Annotated in this window: 16 protein-coding genes, 2 tRNA genes and 1 pseudogene; 10 read left to right on the top strand and 9 right to left on the bottom strand. The window is 40.4% G+C overall.

Going from position 1 to position 16,568, the window contains the following annotated elements; translation table 11 throughout:
- Positions 1-106: 106 nt before the first annotated feature.
- Positions 107-179, bottom strand: a tRNA-Lys gene (locus tag FC65_RS03810).
- Between the two features lie 117 nt (positions 180-296).
- Positions 297-866, bottom strand: a complete 570-nt coding sequence (locus FC65_RS03815; protein ID WP_056971611.1) for a GNAT family N-acetyltransferase — start codon at positions 864-866, stop codon at positions 297-299.
- A gap of 209 nt (positions 867-1,075) precedes the next feature.
- Here FC65_RS03815 and FC65_RS03820 point away from each other — a divergent pair, with 209 nt between their 5' ends.
- The 4 genes from FC65_RS03820 to FC65_RS03835 all read left to right on the top strand — a co-directional run bounded on the left by FC65_RS03820 (position 1,076) and on the right by FC65_RS03835 (position 5,049).
- On the top strand, positions 1,076-1,900 hold the full coding sequence (locus tag FC65_RS03820; RefSeq protein ID WP_010495291.1) for a transporter substrate-binding domain-containing protein: 825 nt from the start codon (positions 1,076-1,078) through the stop codon (positions 1,898-1,900).
- A 117-nt stretch (positions 1,901-2,017) separates the two neighbouring features.
- Entirely contained in the window at positions 2,018-2,704 is a 687-nt protein-coding gene (locus tag FC65_RS03825; RefSeq protein ID WP_010495288.1) for an amino acid ABC transporter permease, read from the top strand.
- 153 nt (positions 2,705-2,857) lie between these two features.
- Positions 2,858-4,027: a pyridoxal phosphate-dependent aminotransferase gene (locus FC65_RS03830; RefSeq protein WP_056971612.1), complete on the top strand. Its 1,170-nt coding sequence runs from the start codon at positions 2,858-2,860 to the stop codon at positions 4,025-4,027.
- Between the two features lie 14 nt (positions 4,028-4,041).
- Complete coding sequence (locus FC65_RS03835) at positions 4,042-5,049, top strand: D-2-hydroxyacid dehydrogenase (RefSeq protein WP_156408568.1); 1,008 nt, start codon at positions 4,042-4,044, stop codon at positions 5,047-5,049.
- A 199-nt stretch (positions 5,050-5,248) separates the two neighbouring features.
- Here FC65_RS03835 and FC65_RS03840 read toward each other — a convergent pair whose 3' ends face one another.
- The 3 genes from FC65_RS03840 to FC65_RS03850 form a co-directional block, all read right to left on the bottom strand.
- Positions 5,249-6,064 (bottom strand): ZIP family metal transporter, encoded by an 816-nt coding sequence (locus FC65_RS03840; protein ID WP_056971613.1) that lies wholly within the window; start codon positions 6,062-6,064, stop codon positions 5,249-5,251.
- 254 nt (positions 6,065-6,318) lie between these two features.
- Positions 6,319-6,391, bottom strand: a tRNA-Lys gene (locus FC65_RS03845).
- 73 nt (positions 6,392-6,464) lie between these two features.
- Positions 6,465-7,085: a histidine phosphatase family protein gene (locus FC65_RS03850; RefSeq protein ID WP_056971614.1), complete on the bottom strand. Its 621-nt coding sequence runs from the start codon at positions 7,083-7,085 to the stop codon at positions 6,465-6,467.
- 116 nt (positions 7,086-7,201) lie between these two features.
- Between FC65_RS03850 and FC65_RS03855 the strand changes: the two genes are divergently transcribed.
- Both FC65_RS03855 and FC65_RS03860 read left to right on the top strand, forming a co-directional pair.
- A complete protein-coding gene (locus tag FC65_RS03855) occupies positions 7,202-7,690 on the top strand; it encodes a GNAT family N-acetyltransferase (protein ID WP_056971615.1) in 489 nt (162 codons plus the stop codon).
- A gap of 61 nt (positions 7,691-7,751) precedes the next feature.
- Positions 7,752-8,588: a glycosyltransferase family 8 protein gene (locus FC65_RS03860; RefSeq protein ID WP_010495271.1), complete on the top strand. Its 837-nt coding sequence runs from the start codon at positions 7,752-7,754 to the stop codon at positions 8,586-8,588.
- A gap of 13 nt (positions 8,589-8,601) precedes the next feature.
- Here FC65_RS03860 and FC65_RS12330 read toward each other — a convergent pair.
- The 4 genes and pseudogenes from FC65_RS12330 to FC65_RS03875 all read right to left on the bottom strand — a co-directional run.
- A pseudogene (locus tag FC65_RS12330) lies at positions 8,602-8,706 on the bottom strand (recombinase family protein); the annotation flags it as partial.
- A 567-nt stretch (positions 8,707-9,273) separates the two neighbouring features.
- Entirely contained in the window at positions 9,274-9,939 is a 666-nt protein-coding gene (locus FC65_RS03865; protein WP_010495267.1) for a hypothetical protein, read from the bottom strand.
- Between the two features lie 34 nt (positions 9,940-9,973).
- Complete coding sequence (locus FC65_RS03870) at positions 9,974-10,543, bottom strand: ECF transporter S component (protein ID WP_056971616.1); 570 nt, start codon at positions 10,541-10,543, stop codon at positions 9,974-9,976.
- The gene (locus FC65_RS03875) at positions 10,530-11,393 is read right to left on the bottom strand and encodes a pyridoxamine kinase (protein ID WP_056971617.1); all 864 of its coding nucleotides are present in this window, start codon (positions 11,391-11,393) and stop codon (positions 10,530-10,532) included. The genes FC65_RS03870 and FC65_RS03875 overlap by 14 nt, the downstream gene beginning before the upstream one ends.
- Before the next feature lie 262 nt (positions 11,394-11,655).
- On the opposite strand from FC65_RS03875, the gene yycF reads away from it, so the two are divergent.
- The 4 genes from yycF (at position 11,656) to FC65_RS03895 (ending at position 16,493) form a co-directional block, all read left to right on the top strand.
- Positions 11,656-12,369: a response regulator YycF gene (yycF, locus tag FC65_RS03880; RefSeq protein WP_010495262.1), complete on the top strand. Its 714-nt coding sequence runs from the start codon at positions 11,656-11,658 to the stop codon at positions 12,367-12,369.
- Positions 12,370-12,496: 127 nt separating this feature from the next.
- Positions 12,497-14,374 carry a cell wall metabolism sensor histidine kinase WalK gene (walK, locus tag FC65_RS03885; RefSeq protein WP_056971618.1) on the top strand — a complete coding sequence of 626 codons (1,878 nt, stop codon included), beginning with the start codon at positions 12,497-12,499 and terminating at the stop codon, positions 14,372-14,374.
- Positions 14,358-15,680 (top strand): YycH family regulatory protein, encoded by a 1,323-nt coding sequence (locus tag FC65_RS03890; RefSeq protein WP_056971619.1) that lies wholly within the window; start codon positions 14,358-14,360, stop codon positions 15,678-15,680. The genes walK and FC65_RS03890 overlap by 17 nt, the downstream gene beginning before the upstream one ends.
- 18 nt (positions 15,681-15,698) lie before the next feature.
- Positions 15,699-16,493, top strand: a complete 795-nt coding sequence (locus tag FC65_RS03895; RefSeq protein WP_056971620.1) for a two-component system regulatory protein YycI — start codon at positions 15,699-15,701, stop codon at positions 16,491-16,493.
- Positions 16,494-16,568: the final 75 nt, after the last annotated feature.

Raw genomic sequence — 16,568 nt, forward strand, 5'->3', positions numbered from 1 at the left:
TCGATAGTGTGAACTATCTCCTACCCGATCTAACAAAGAATTTTTAATATTAAAAAAGCAGTAATCCCAAAATAACTTTGGAATTACTGCTGATCGTTTAAAGTGATGGGCGGCCAGGGGCTCGAACCCTGGACCCACGGATTAAGAGTCCGTTGCTCTACCAACTGAGCTAGCCGCCCATATGTGTTTTACGCAACACCAACAATAATTATAATAGCAATAAATTGAAATGAATGCAAGCTTTTTTTGAACTAACAACGTAAAAAATATCGGGGAAAAAAGACGCGATGATTAGTTTAAACTGCGTTGGTACTAGCCGTAGAGTCTGTTCTCAAAATAGAATAGACAGCTTCATCACACACACCATTATTATTGGTCCCATGTTGATACAATATTTTTTCAAAGGCCATGCCGGCTTTTTTCATTACTTTTCCAGAATTAGGATTATTAGTGTCATGGCGAGCTTCTATGCGCTCCACAGCTGTGTATGTGAATAAAAAGTTGAGTACTTTTATCAATGCTTCTGCCGCGAAGCCTTGACCCCACCATTGTTTTCCTAAACAATAACCGATTTCCATAGTTTTTTGGGCTTTGTCTTGATTTACAACTGTAATAGTTCCAATTAATTCGTCTGTGTCTTTGATCACGATCCCCCAGTCAAAAAAGGCGGGGTCTTGGTACTGCTTTTCACGCCATTTGAGCCCCATTTTTGTAATAGAGATATTTTGGTGGGGCTGCCAGGTCAAGTATTTGGTGACAAGTGGATCATTAGCCCAGTTAGCGAACATGGCAGGTGCATCACTGATGGCTAATCTTCTTAAAATGAGGCGGTTTGTTGTTAAAGTTTGAGTACCATTCACAGGCATCACCTTCTTTTAATAATTATGGTAGTTCAAATTGTTAGTTAAAATATACAATTTTTCTCTAAAAATTACAATTTCAGGGAAAATAATGAATAATTTTGGACAAATTTGCATAAATAATCAAAAATGGGTTGAAAAATGAAATAAAATACAGTATGCTTGTCAACATAGAAATTAAAGACAGGTTAAAAAACGAAAGAGGATGTTCACAAATGAAGGGGAAAAAGAAGATTTACATAGTATTAGCATTTTTGGCAGTATTTTGTCTGGTCTTGACAGCTTGCGGCAAGAAAGATACAGATAATAGTGTTCAGGAGATCAAGGATAAGAAGACTTTAGTTGTCGGGACATCGGCAGACTATGCTCCCTTTGAATTTCCGATCGTCAAGGATGGCAAAAAGCAGATCGTTGGGTATGACATTATGATCGCACAAAAGATTGCCGACAAATTGGGTGTTAAGCTTAAAATTGTCAACACAGAATTTCCTTCACTTGTGTCAGAATTAAAAGACAACAAAGTTGACATGGTAATGGCTGGAATGGTCTCGACTAAAGCACGTAAAAAGCAAGTTGGTTTTTCTGATAGTTACTTTAAGATCAAAAACCAAGTGCTGGTCAAAAAAGGTGAAGCTAACAAGTATAAGAAAGCAGATACAGACTTTAAGAATAAATCCGTAGGGGTGCAACAAACAACGACTCAAGAAACGATTGCTAAAGACCAGATGAAAGGTGCTAATGTTGTTTCTGAATCGAAAGTCACGGCCTTAACGACAGAGTTGAAGAAGGACAAGCTAGACGCAGTAGTAGTGGAAAATACGGTTGCTGACAACTACGTCAAGAATTTCCCGAATGATTACGAAATCGCACCAGCCAAATTACAAACACCAAAGGATCTGGAAAACATTAATGTTGCAACCAGAAAATCTGATAAGAAATTGATCACACAAGTTAATAAAGTTATTGCTCAGTTAAAGAAGAGCGGCGAACTCGACAAGATGTTGCAGAAAGCACAAACACTGCAAGCTGAAAACAAATAATGGCAGGTCAAGGTACTGCTTTTTCATTGAGTACTGTGAAATTAGACTATAGAGCATTCAATGTGATGTTTTATAGTCTTTTCGGCTACGAAAGTGCATAAGATTTGGAGGAAGAATATGTTTGATTTTTTAGGACAATATTATAAGTTGTTTTTACAGGGAACAGGATTGACGATCATTATTTCGATCATTGGGATCTTGTTAGGGATCCTGTTAGGATTGGTACTGGTCTTGTTACGGCGGTCTAAACTTAAAATCCTGCAATATATTTCACGGATCTATGTTTCGATTGTTCGGGGGACTCCCTCGATGATCCAAGTCATGTTGATCTATTACTCAATTTCAAAAGGCTTAGAAATTTCGCAGGTGCAAGTTTTGGGTTCAGGGCTTGACCGGATCATCCCAGGCTCGATCGCCTTAGGATTAAACTCGGCTGCTTATACTTCTGAAATTTTCCGTTCCGGGATCATCTCAGTACCCACCGGTCAGATGGAAGCAGGACTTTCTTTAGGAATGAGCGAACGGACGACTTTATTTTCTATCATTTTGCCCCAGGCAGTTCGCAATATTTTGCCTGCTTTAGGCAATGAGTTTATTACATTGATCAAGGAGTCATCAGTCTTGTTTTATATCGGTGTGCAAGAAGTTACGGCCCAAGCATTGGGTGTCGGCGGCACTCTTTACGACTACATCGCTCCATTGCTCGTGGCAGCTGTGATTTATTGGATCTTGACCAGCGTTATGGCCTGGATCTTAGGGATCTTCGAGAAGCGAATGGGCAAAAAATATGAGGTAGCCGCATAAAAATATACTATCAGCTTAAAGCTCATAGTATCTAGATCCTTACGCTTGCACAGTCCTGTTTTATAGTCGAGTTTTGCATGGCAGAAGGCTGGACTTAAGCGGCTTTCTGAATGCCCATGCTTCACGCTGCTTTACATTTTGAGGGGGAAAATCATGGTAAAACCAGTAGCAAAATTATTTCGAGATCCTGCTAAAAATATTATGGCCGAAATTGGAAAAACGGCGGCTTTAATGAAAAATGTGATCGACTTATCGATCGGAGACCCTGATATGGATACTCCTAGGCCAATTGTCAATGCAACGACCCAGGCAATGTTGGAAGGAAACACTCATTACACCGCTTCGGATGGAGATCCGCGATATTTGCAAACGATCGTAAATTTCCATAACCAGCATTTTGGCTCTAATTATGGTTTAGATAATGTTCGTGCGACAGTTGGTGCCAGTCACGCCACTGACTTGGCTTTTGGAGCTTTACTTGATCCTGAAGATGAAGTGATTATTTTTGAACCATACTTTGCACCATATAAAGTTCAAGTTGAACAGTTTCATGGCAAACCAGTTTTTGTCACTTGCAAAGCCGAAAATAATTTTCAGCCGCAAAAAGAAGATATCGAGGCCACTATTACTGCCAAGACTAAGGTGATCCTAGTCAATTCACCCAATAATCCCACAGGTGCAGTTTATGATCAACAGGTCCTGCAAGATATAGTCACTCTTGCTGAAAAATATGATTTGTATCTGATTGCAGATGAAGTTTATTGGCCGTATGTTTTTAATGAACGGACTTTTATACCGCTTGAAAACTTAGCCCCTAAACGTACTATCGTTACGGGTTCTTTGTCTAAGGTCTTTGCGATGACGGGTTTTAGGATCGGCTACATGTTAGCACCAAAAGAGCTGATCACAGCGGCCGGCCTGTTAAATGAAGGTGTGACATACACAGCTCCCAGCATGGCGCAAGTTGCGGGTACTTATGGGTTACAAAATGTTCATGAACTGGCTGTACCATTACAAGATGAATTTGGCAAACGCCTGATTTATTTAAGTAAAGAGCTGAATAAGCTGTCGTGGGCTAAAACGATCCCGGTCGCTGGCAGTATTTACCTATTTTTGGATATCACTGGTTCAGGAATGGATGATATTGAATTTAGCGACTACTTGCTTGAGCAAGCTGGGATCTTAGTCATTCCTGGTCAGGCATTTGGACAAGGAGGACGTGGTTTTGTGCGGATCGCTGCAACACAAAACATGGAAACGTTGAAAAAAGCGGTTGTCGGCTTTAACGCTTTAAGTTTTGCTGACCAGCAAACGGTTAAATAGGGAGGAATTTAAGAGTGACTAAATTATTGATGTTTAATTCTTTGGATGATGAAGTTGACGTGATCAAGAACTGGCAGGCAAGTCATCCTGATATTGTGATCGATACTAACAAAGAAACGCTCACACCCGAGACTGTGGATCTGGTCAAGGGTTATGATGGGCTTTTGATCCAACAAGATAATTTGATCGATGATCCAAAGGTCTACCAAAAGTTGCATTCATTTGGGATCAAGCAAATTTCTTTACGTACTACAGGTTATGAGACGATCGATTTGAAGGAAGCAGCTGCTAATGATCTGACCATCACTAATGTTCCTGCATATTCACCGCGTTCTGTTTCAGAGTTAGTCTTAGCTCATACTATGTGGTTATTACGACATTTAAATGTTGCTGCTCAGCGTGAAGGTCATAATGATTTTACCTGGGATAATCTGCAAGCACATGAGATCCATGAGTTAACGGTCGGAATTATTGGTGCTGGTAAAATAGGCAGCGAAGTCGCTCGTGTTTTTAAAGCCCTAGGTGCTAATATCATTGCTTCAGATCCGATTCATCGTCCAGAATTAAACAGTGTGCTTACTTACGTGGATCAACAAACCGTTTTTGAACAAGCTGACATTATCACAATGCATACACCACTGTTATCCTCCACATATCATATGGTTGATGAGGCTGCATTTAAAGCGATGAAGCCATCCGCAATATTTATCAATGCTTCACGTGGTGCGGTGGTTAATACGCCCGCTTTATTGGCAGCTTTAAAAAATAAGGATATTGCGGCAGCCGGGATCGATACGATCGAAAATGAAGCGAATATTTTTAGCAAAGACTTTTCGCATAAAGACCAGCCTAATAGCTGGCTCAACGAACTATTATCACTGGATAACGCAACAGTTAGTCCTCATATTGGCTTTTATACAGATATTGCTGTAAAAAATATGGTTGAAATTTCGTTAGAAGACGCGTTGAGGATCATCGCTGGCAAGCATGGTCAACACGAGATAGAGTTACCGGAAAAATAAAAAAGCTAGGAATAAACCTTGAGAGTGTCTCATAAGTCATCTGACGTTAAAGTCAAATGAGCGTGAGACACTTTCTTATGGCATTCCTAGCTTTTGTGGTGTTATTCAATTCAAGTTATGGTACATATTTTAGTTGTATGTTGCGTTTTGCTTGCTCACGTTATCGTTTCAAGATCCTTCTCAAATTTATCTAGCTGATTTAGCCCAGTCCGACATCCAGTGCCATCATTAAAGCAAAACCACAAAGCAATGCCAGTGTAGCAAGGTCGTTATTTCCATTGGTCTGTGACTCTGGGATCAATTCTTCTACACAGACGAAGATCATCGCACCGGCTGCGAATGATAAGGCATATGGTAAGATGATCGTAACTTGGGTTACAAGCCAAGCACCTAATGTTGCTCCGACAATCTCGACTAAAGCGCTAGCCTGGCCCAGATTAAAGGCGTGGCCCTTGCTGGACCCGCCTGATCTGATTGGCATTGATAAAGCAGAACCTTCTGGGAGGTTTTGAATCCCGATCCCTAAAGCCAAAATCAAGGCACTTTGTAAAGTAGCAGAGCTTAATCCCATTCCACCAGCGCCAAACGCAACTCCTACAGATAAACCTTCGGGAAAATTATGAATTGTAATTGCAAGAAACAATAAGGTCGTTGGAGAAAGTGAGGTTTTAGGCCCTTCAACTCCTTCTTTGCTAGCGAAGTCCATATTGGGGACCACCGCATCAATGATCCGTAAAAAACCGCCACCAAACAAGAAACCAACAACTGCCGGAACGAAGGACCAGTTACCGTAACCGCCAGCTTTAGCGTAGTCGATCGATGGTGCTAGCAGTGACCAGAAACTGGCCGCGATCATGATACCGGCGGCGAAACCGTTCATGATATCTAGCAACTTACGGTTCACATCATTGAATAAGAATACGATTGCCGAACCCACCGCTGTACATCCCCAGGTGAAAATACCAGCAAGAGTCGCTTGGATAATAGGATTTGCTTCGGCAAACCAAGTTAGCATAAAACCGCCTCCCAAATAGTTCGTTATTTGAAAACAATTCCAACTCCAATATAACAAATAATTAAGGCGAGAGTCCAATATTCTTTGACAGATTTAATAAAAAGATTAGGTAAAGCAAAAAGAGCATTGACTGCTAGCTTAGACTAAATGCTAGGTCAATACCACTGAATTTTAAGTAAAAAAAAGAGAAGCCAGATCTGTTTTCCAAATGCATTTCGCACCAACAGTTCTGCTTCTCGTGGGTTTGGCACCCATGGGTGGTCAGGGGCTCGAACCCTGGACCCACGGATTAAGAGTCCGTTGCTCTACCAACTGAGCTAACCGCCCGAATCATATAAAATGACCATCTACCATTATGCCAAGTTTATCTCAGAAAAACAAGTCTTTTTTTAAATACTTTTTATTCTGCAGGTTTGAGTGCCCAGTCTTTTAGTTTGAACTCTGTTCCATCCTTAGATTCAAAAATAGTGACACTCGAAGTTGCAACCAGACCATCTTTACGGATATCTCTTAAGTCAGTTCCATTCAGTGGTTTGAGTAAAGTGGTCAATAATAAACCGTGACTGGCAATTAAGACGTTCTTTTTACCTGAGGCTGACTTAATGATCTGCTCTAAAGCCTGATAGCCGCGGCGTTGCAAATCATGATAGCTTTCAGCATGGAGCGAGTGGCCATCGAAAAGGTCAGGCTTATGGAAGTAATTCTCGATCTGTGGTGCGCCGTTTAATTGTTTGATGGAGATTCCATCCCAGTCGCCCAGATCCATTTCTGTTAAAGCTGGTAATATTTTGATTGCCGGTCGGGCTTGTTTATTTTCCTTGAGTACAAGTTGCGCGGTTTCGTATGCCCTTTTTAAAGGAGATGAAAAACAAGCATCAAAATGAACTTCTTGTAAGTAATGTCCTAATTTTTGAGCCTCTGCTTGACCAAAGCCAGTTAAGACTGGATCGACACCGCCTCCGTTAAAAGTATGATTCTGGTTATTAATGGTGGTACCATGACGAACAAAGTAAAAGTACATGCTAAATTACTTCCTTTTATGAAAGAGTTAAATTTACTTTTCATTATAACATTAGCTGTTTGTTTTAAGTCAGCGGGATAGTAGTATAATACTGGTATTTAAGACGGAAGATGAGTATGGCAGAAAAGAAACTTCAGATCCGCGAATTAACGAGCGGAGATGATCTGGCTATTAAGAATATAGTTCAAAGTGTTTTGCGGGAATACCATGATGATTTGCCCGGTACGGCATATTATGACCCTGAATTAGGCGCGCTCTCTAAATTCTACGCAGCGAGACCGCACAGAAAATATTGGGTAGTGACTGTGGCAGGAAAAGTTGTAGGCAGTTATGGTTTGGCGGAATTTGATGATTCGGGAACTGTTGAAATTCAAAAGTTGTATTTGCTACCAGAGACTCGCGGGGTAGGAGCAGGTAAGAGATTATTAGGTTTATGTGAAGAATATGGGCGTAAATTTGGTTATAGTTCTTTATATATTGAGACTTTATCCAATATGAAGGAAGCTTTAGGTTTGTATGAACATCTGGGCTTTCCTAGACTGGCCAGCTCAAAAGACAAAACCTTGCATAATACTTGTGATGTTTGGCTGGAAAAGAAGCTCTGAAGTGTATTCTAAACAAAGTAAATGTGAACATTGAACATATTGCAAGAAGGGATCGAGACCAATGCTAGAGATAGGTTCAACAACGGACAGCGAATTTGTAAATGTGCTGCTCACAAGTTATGTTTCTTTACTGGAAAACAATAAGCAGGAAACTTTTAGCTTTAATATCATTGACGATAATCTGACGGATGATGATAAACGGCGGATAAACTTATTACGGCAGAGCTACCGCAATTGTGCGCAAATTAATTTTTTGGGTACTGATTTTGCGGAACTTTATCACGGAGCGAATGTTAGGTCGCCGCGTTCGCTGATCAAGGAAAACACTTATTACAGGTTTGAATTTCCACAGTTGATCTCTTGTTCACGGTTGTTATATCTGGATTGCGATATGATCTGTCGAGGTGAGATCAGCGCCCTTTTTAAGGCGGAACTGCATGATAATATCATTGGCGCAGTAGAGTCTCAGATGTATGTTGACCGACTTGAGCTTTTGGGAGTCAAACATCAACGCCCCCAATATTTTAATGCGGGATTATTGTTGATCGATACGAAGAAGTGGAAAGACCATGACATTACTGCTAAGGCACGTCAATATATGAAGGAACATGCTGATATTATTGATTTCCAGGATCAAGATACTTTAAACGCTGTTTTAGCTGATCGCTGGGAGCAGCTTGATCCGAAATACGACCTGCAGTCGCCTTTGATGCGATATGAGAAACAAAGCGCTGATCCCTGGCAACGAAAGGCGGCTGCTCACGCTTTACAAGACCCGGTGCTGATCCACTATACCGGTTTTGGCAAACCGTGGGTCACAAAAGGTGAATATGTAAGCCCTTGGCGCTCTGAATACTATAAATATCAACAGCTCATGTTTGAAAAAATTGGACATTAAAAAAATAGGAAGGAGTGCGGGTCACGATCATATCTCGCCCAAATTGCGCAAAGGCGCTGAATATCGTAAAAATTAATTGCCCTGTGGGGGTATTGTCGATTGTTCCCATGTTTAAAATGTAATATCTTGATCGAATAGGCCTTGAATAATCTCTTTGTTTATTTTTTTAGTTGCTGTTTATGTTTCTAAGTTCTGACGCGCTGTTATTTGCCTATATTATAAGGTATAAAAACAAGGGGCTGGGACAAAACAAAAAACCCAGTCTTAAAAATAAAAATTGCGACATAATGTCAGATGTAAAATCCCGTTATGCCGCCATCTTTATTTTGGCTACAATCTAACTTTCTAAGTGTTATTAGTTTTGTCCCAGCCCCTTAAAATAAACTAAAACGTTAGATTAGAAAAGTTTACTGTTTTATTTTATTAGAGACTAAACTTTTTTGCATAATTAAGTCTCTTTGCGGATCGTCGCCGGGTTGAAAAACATGCTCTCTAATTTGTTCAAATCTCAATTTATTATAAAATTTCAAAGCTGCAATACTATTTTTCCAAACACCTAATCAAATGATATTTTTTTGTTGTGATTTGGCTAAATCCAAAGCTTTTTGGAATAATTGTGTACTAATTTCCTGATGTTTTTATTCTTTTTTCACATAAATTCGTTTAACTTCAAGCGCATTTTGTGTCATATTGTTTTTCCTTTATTACTCCGCACATCTAAGCCCTGAATCGCATTATCATACGTCCACTGCTTAACTTTTGTCATGTCATTAGTGCGGTAATAATCAGCGATTAACTCGTTCCATTTATCCCACTTATCTAAGGGCACATTGATTAGCCCAGCACCACCGTCAATCATAATTTTATTAGCGCTTAAAGTCGCTGTCCTTTTATTGCCGTCCCAAAAGATTTGTTGGCTCATATTATGATACATAACGGTCAAGGCCTTATCAGTCGTGGTTGTCTGTGAATCAGCCAACGTTTTTTGTAAAAATTCTTCGCTCCCTAAATTGATCCCACCTTGTCCCTGCCGTAAGTCGCCAGGAACCAAGGCGTCTTCGGCAGCCACTACTTTATTGATTTGCTTTTCCATTGCCAACGTTAAAGGTTCATTTTGAGTCGTTACATACTGCCAACCTCGCTTTAAATTAACAATTGTCAAAACATCTTCCACTGGCACACCTGCAACGCTCATGCCGTCCATGATAGTCTGCGTTTGTGACAAGGTCGTATTGACCCCCTCAAAACGGGCGTTGGTATGCACTAACTTAGTAAAGTTTGACCGTGCAAAACGCCGATTTTCTGCGGGCGTGAAATTATATAAATCAAAATATTGTTGTAAGTCTGCCATTAAAATTTACTTTCTTCCTATTTTAAAAAGCTGATTAGAATGATTTATTAGGGTTTTTACGTAAGGATGCATATACTTTTTTAACAAAGAAATATAAAATTGGCGTCAAAACTGCCGTGGAAATCGAGTTAACGACAGTTGCCGGAAGACTGACAAAGGATGCGACTAGGGCCGCTTTTAAAAATGAACCTGCCATCAGTGCTTCAACGATCGAAACACAATAAGTTGTGAAAATTTTGGTGATTCCGGCGATTACAGCGATGATAATGATATTACGCTTGCTGTCGGTGTATTTCAGGGCTTTATACACGGCGGTTATAACTAATGCGACTACGACCACTTCCAGCATAGTAAGCCAGGAAGTAGCAGCGTAGCCGTTCAAAATATCAAAGCCGCCCAACCCGATTATGCCAGCCAGCATGCCGTTGCGAAAACCCAAAAAGAGAATTGCAACAGCTGTTAGGGTATTGCCGAAGTGAATGAAAGGACGGCCAACAAGTGCAGGGATTGGAATGCGTAAGACCCAGATCCCGATATAAATAATGGCAGCAAACAGACCAGTTAATATAATTGCACGTAATGAATTTTTGTTATCTTCTATCATTTGTTTCTCCTTGTGCTAATTGTTTTAAAAATTTTGGTAATGCAGAATTATAATTTAAGCCGACTCGCGGATCACTTTGAGATTCTTCTTGGCGTGCTCTGATTGCCGTATGCAGCAGTTCCAGTGCTATATCACAGGAGTGCTGGATCGAATGACCTGAAATTACAGCCGCAAACAGTGCCGCTGCGAAAATATCTCCTGTCCCAAAATAACTCGCGGGAAACCTAGTCTGTGTTTTGACCCAGATCTCACCAGTTGTTTTCTGGCAGCCCACAACAGCAATTTGGTCGTTTGCAAGTGGGATCCCGGTGATCAAAATAAACGGGATCCCAAAACGTTCCTGCAGCTGTTTGACCGCGATGGAAGCCTCTTTGATCCCACCGTTTAATAACTGCGGCTGGTCAAGTAAGAAAGCGGCTTCTGTCAGATTGGGAGTTAAGATGTTGGCTCGTTGTATCAACTCTTTCATGGCATTAACATATTCTTGATCGAAACCGTGGTAAAGGTGACCATTGTCACCCATTACAGGGTCGATCAAGACCAGCGTCTTTGGAGTGGTCAGTGTTGAAAGGCTATTTTGCAGTTCCTTAAGGGGTTTAAGACCCAAATAACCTAGATAAACGCCGTCAAAGTTGAGTTTCAACTTTTGCCAGTGTGTTATGATACGCGCCATTTCTAGACTAAGGTCTAAATATGTATTATCAGCGAAGCCGCCGGTATGTGTGGAGAGCAGAGCAGTTGGTAAAGCGCTGACGTTTGCCCCACTGGCACTTATTAATGGTAGGGCAGTCTGAAGTGAGACTTGGCCAAAGCAAGAAAGATCTTGGCTCACTAAAACTTGTGATCGCAAAAATTTAACCTCCTTATCAGATATTTGTTTTACCATTGAGTATAGCACCTTTTACTATAAAAAGAGAAAAAAGTGCTGGCCAACAGGGAAATTGATGTGAACGCTATTTCTAATATTTGGAATAATGCAATGACTGGTTTATAATAAAATGGAGTGACGGTTAAAAATGACGTTATTTAGTAACGTTGTGACCGTTTAGACCTGTAAGTATTCGAGAATAATAAACGACTGGTGAGAAAGCTCACCAAGGAGGACTTATAATATGAAGAAAATTTTAGTGGTGGATGACGAAAAACCGATCTCTGATATCATTAAATTTAATTTAAATAAAGAAGGCTATGATGTTTATGTAGCCTACGATGGTGAAGATGCCATCAAACAAGTTGAGGAAGTTGACCCAGACTTGATCATCTTGGACTTGATGTTACCGAAGATCGATGGCTTAGAGGTCGCGCGTGAGATCCGCAAAACGCACGAAATGCCGATCATCATGGTTACCGCTAAAGATACAGAGATCGATAAGGTTTTAGGCCTTGAAATGGGTGCTGATGATTATGTGACCAAGCCGTTTTCTAACCGTGAGTTAGTGGCACGGGTCAAGGCTAATCTGCGTCGTCAAAATTCGGTTGCACAAGCAGCCCAAAATGAAGAAAAAGAAGAAAATAGTGATATAGTGATCGGTGATCTTACCATTCATCCAGAATCATACACGGTATCACGGCATGGTGAAAAGATCGAGTTAACTCATCGTGAATTTGAATTACTGAATTATTTGGCAAAGCATATGGGACAAGTTATGACCCGGGAACATTTATTGCAAACTGTTTGGGGCTACGATTATTTTGGCGATGTCCGAACGGTCGATGTAACAATGCGTCGTTTGCGTGAAAAGGTCGAGGATAATCCGAGTCGGCCTGTCTGGTTAGTTACTCGTCGTGGTGTAGGCTACTATTTGCGTAATCCAGAAACCGATTAAATAGAGAATAAAGCAAGCCGGTCAGTCATTGACTGGGTGAAGCATAGACAAATGTTGAGCGCTGGCAGTAGAGATACAGCCGGCGTTTTGTATTTTGTCATTCAGCAGATAATTCGAGGAGAAGAAGTTGAAAAAAAGACTACGTATTTTTCGATCTATTCATTTTAAAATTGCCTTAGTATTCGTGTTATTGCTGCTGCTGGCGTTTCAGATCGTTGGGGCAGTATTTGTACAACGACTTAAAAGTGAAAACTTAAGGGCATTTAAGCAAAGAGTCGAATTGACGCCTTACGTGGATAATTCGTTGATCACGAGTTTGAGTATGGCCGATGCGAAGAAAAGTGACCGTCAGATCAATTCGACTTTAACAGGTATCAACAATCAAAATATTTCCGATGTGCAAGTGGTTGATGCCAAGGGAAATATCCGAGGTGAAACCAGCGCCAATGGGCATGCTATCGTTGGACAAAAAACAACAGATAGCCGAATCAAACGCGTTTTGTACTCAGGACGTTCGTTTAGTGAAACAACTTTGAATCGTGCCGATAATAAACACTATTATATTTCGATCACACCCTTATTCAGTTCGGACGGAAATAACAACACCTTGGTCGGTGCGGTATATTTGCGGGCAGACCTGGAATCAGTTTATGATTCGATCGATGGAGTCACTTTGATTTTTGCGACAGCTGCGGTGTTTGCCATTTTTATCGGGGTGGGTTTAGCAATTTTAATTTCACGTGCCATTACACGACCAATAGATGAAATGAAGAAACAAACTGCTAAAATTGCTGATGGAAATTATTCAGGCCATGTGCACGTTTATGGTGATGATGAACTTGGGGAACTCGCTCAAGCTGTCAATAATTTGTCGGTTCGTGTGGAAGAGTCAAGAGAACAGTCTGAATCAGAACGAAGACGGCTGGATTCAGTCTTAACGCATATGTCCGATGGTGTTTTAGCAACGGATCGGCGGGGTAACATTACCATCATTAATGATATGGCGGCCGAATTTTTGAATGTTGATTCTGTTGATCAACTCAAGGGGCTCTCGATTTTAGACGTGCTGGATATTCGCGAAGATTATACATTAAGAGACCTTTTAGAAAATCAGGATACCATTTATTTGGACATGTCGGCTCAAGGACGTGACCAGGTTTTGAATGCTTATTTTTCTTTGATTCAGCGTGAATCCGGTTTTATTTCAGGATTGGTCTGTGTTTTGCATGACATCACAGAGCAGCAGAAAATCGATCATGACCGGAAACAGTTTGTTTCTAACGTTTCGCATGAGTTAAGGACTCCTTTGACCAGCTTGCGTTCATATATTGAAGCTTTAAACGATGGCGCCTGGAAAGATCCAGAAGTTGCTCCGTCGTTTTTGAAAGTTACGCAAGATGAAACTGACCGGATGATCCGCATGATCAATGATCTTTTGAGTTTATCCAGGATGGATTCAGGCACAGCTAAACTTGAGTTAGAATTAGTTAATTTAAATGAATTGTTTACTTATATTCTTGACCGGTTTGACATGATGATCAAAAACGAAACAGGTGAAGGACATGAGAAACGTCCTAAGAACTACTCTATTAAACGTGAGTTTACTCAACGTGATCTGTGGGTCGAAATAGACCCGGATAAGTTTATTCAGGTGATCGATAACATTATGAACAATGCGATCAAGTACTCTCCTGACGGTGGTGTGATCACTTGTCGTTTGGTTGAGACCCATGACCATGTCCTATTAAGTATTTCCGATCAAGGACTGGGGATTCCGAAGAAAGATCTTGGACGGATCTTTGACCGGTTCTTCCGTGTTGACAAAGCACGTTCCAGAGCTCAAGGTGGCACAGGCTTAGGCTTGGCTATTTCTCGTGAAGTGATAGAGATGCATAACGGACGGATCTGGGTCGAATCACTTGAAGGAAAGGGCTCGACCTTCTATATTACCTTGCCATATGAAGAATACGGAGAGGAGGATCTATGGAATGAAGATCAAGGATAACATTTTACACTATGTTTTAGCCTTTGCAGTTGTTTTAAGTGTATGTTTGACCTCAATTTTATGGGTCAATCCAACGTATTTACAGAACTCTACTAGAAATAATCAAAATACCGAAGATAAAAGAGCAACGAGCGATGATGCTTCAAAGACAAGGATTGCTGATATTTATCAACCGACTAGTGTTGTGTATAATGAAAATGGGCACAGCTTTCGGCAAACAAGTTCGAAACTTGATTTAATTGATGACATCAGAGAAGATCTGAAAACATGGGATATTCAATCTATTAGTCGAGTTAAAAAGATGTCAACTCAAAATTACGAGGAACTTTTAAAACGTGATCACATGGTCTTCATGGGCTTTTCGGGAGACGTCACTACGACACAGTTGAAAGGATTGTTTAAAAATTCTCCTAAGGGTTTTGCCGGAGAGAGATTTAACAGGATCGCGATTCAGTTAACAGCACACCCGCGGATCTATTTGTTAAATGATAATAATCATCGGGGAACGCGGGTGATGTTAAAAAAGGGTAAATTTACTAATTTACGAAAAATGGTCTCTTCGGAAAATGTCGAGCAAGTACCGATCGAGCTCAAACGAATGAACGACAAATATGTCAGTTTTTATTCAACTAAAGTCAGGGTTCAGCAATACAGCTATTTGGCAAATAAGGATAATGCCAGTACCTTTGTAACTCGGCTACTTGGAACAAGCAACTCTTCAGTCAATTCTCGCAAAGAAGATAAGGAAACAGTTTATTTTGACAACTCTGGTCAGCGAATGACTGTGGCAAATGATACGGGTGAAGTTAGTTATTTGAACTATTCCCATAACACACCTAAAAATTCTTCGTTGTCCAATGATCTTACGGATGCGTTTAAACATTTGCAAGAAACAGGACGTTTATTGGATGATGTCCGTTATGATGAGTATGATGTGAATGATCATCAAGTGACTTATCGGACTTATATCAACGCTTTTCCAATTTTAACTGATAGTAACTATGGTGCCTATCATATTAAATTAGCTGGTACAGGAGGGGAACGAACTGATTTTTCCCTGTATTCTTTACAGATCCCGGTACCTGCTAAGAATAATTCGGTAGAGTTGCCTCCTACGCAGGAAGCAGTTGACAAATTATTGCAAAGAGGTATCCCACAGCAAAAAATCAAGAGTATCCGCATTGGTTACCAAGCTGAAGTAAATGGTTCCTCAAAACAAGTTATTGATTTGATCCCAACTTATTTCGTTCTTTATAACGGCAGCTGGGTGGATTATCAGGACATTTTAGATGGAAAAGTATCTTAACGGAAAGGCGGGAAAGATTTGAATTTTAGAAGAATCGAATGGATCTTTTTAATTGCTTTTATCGCCTTGGATATTTTTTTGATCGGTGTTTATTACAATCAAAGCGGTGTTGAAACAGAAAAAGATGCTGGCAGTGCACGAACGACAACGTCAGTTTTGCGTAGTTTGAAAGATGACCAGATCACTTATCCTTCAAAACTCTCTAATAAAGAAAACGATGGTTATTACATTGCAAGTCCTGATGATGATTATTTAGCAACTAAGATCGATCAGTTGGGCAAAAACAAGGCTGAATATTCCAAACATGATAAAAAGTTGAGCGTTAGTTTGGATAAAAGGGTCAAGGTAAAGAATAATGACCAGCCTGAAAAAACTATCAATAAAATCGTTGCCGATGAGTCTATGGTAGCAGAGGGAGACGAGTACCATTACGACCCGAACTTTTCCAGCAAAAATGAGGTCGTGTATACACAAATGATTTATGGTAAGCGAGTTTCCTCTGAAAGAGGGATGTTAAGGTTCAATATTTCTAAGGGATATGTAACGGGCTATTCGCAGACATATCTGTCAGATATTGAGATCTTGCGTGAAAAGAAGAACACGATCAGTCAAAGACGAGCACTCGTTTGGTTATATCAGTATAATAAATTACCGGCAAATTCAACGGTTAGATGGGGAAATTTGGGCTACACTAAGCTGCTAAGCGTTAATGGCAGTACAGTCTATATTCCAACTTGGAACTTCTCTGTTAAGACTGGCGGGACTACTGTTTATAGAAGGGTCAATGCTTTTAACGGTGCTGTTATGGATTAGTGAAACAACAGGATAACGAGTTAAAAGAAGAGCACTAGTGAACTTTGGGTTCTTTATCAAGTGGTACTGATGAAA

The sequence above is a fragment of the Ligilactobacillus acidipiscis DSM 15836 genome, from assembly GCF_001435755.1.
Taxonomy (GTDB): Bacteria; Bacillota; Bacilli; order Lactobacillales; family Lactobacillaceae; genus Ligilactobacillus; species Ligilactobacillus acidipiscis.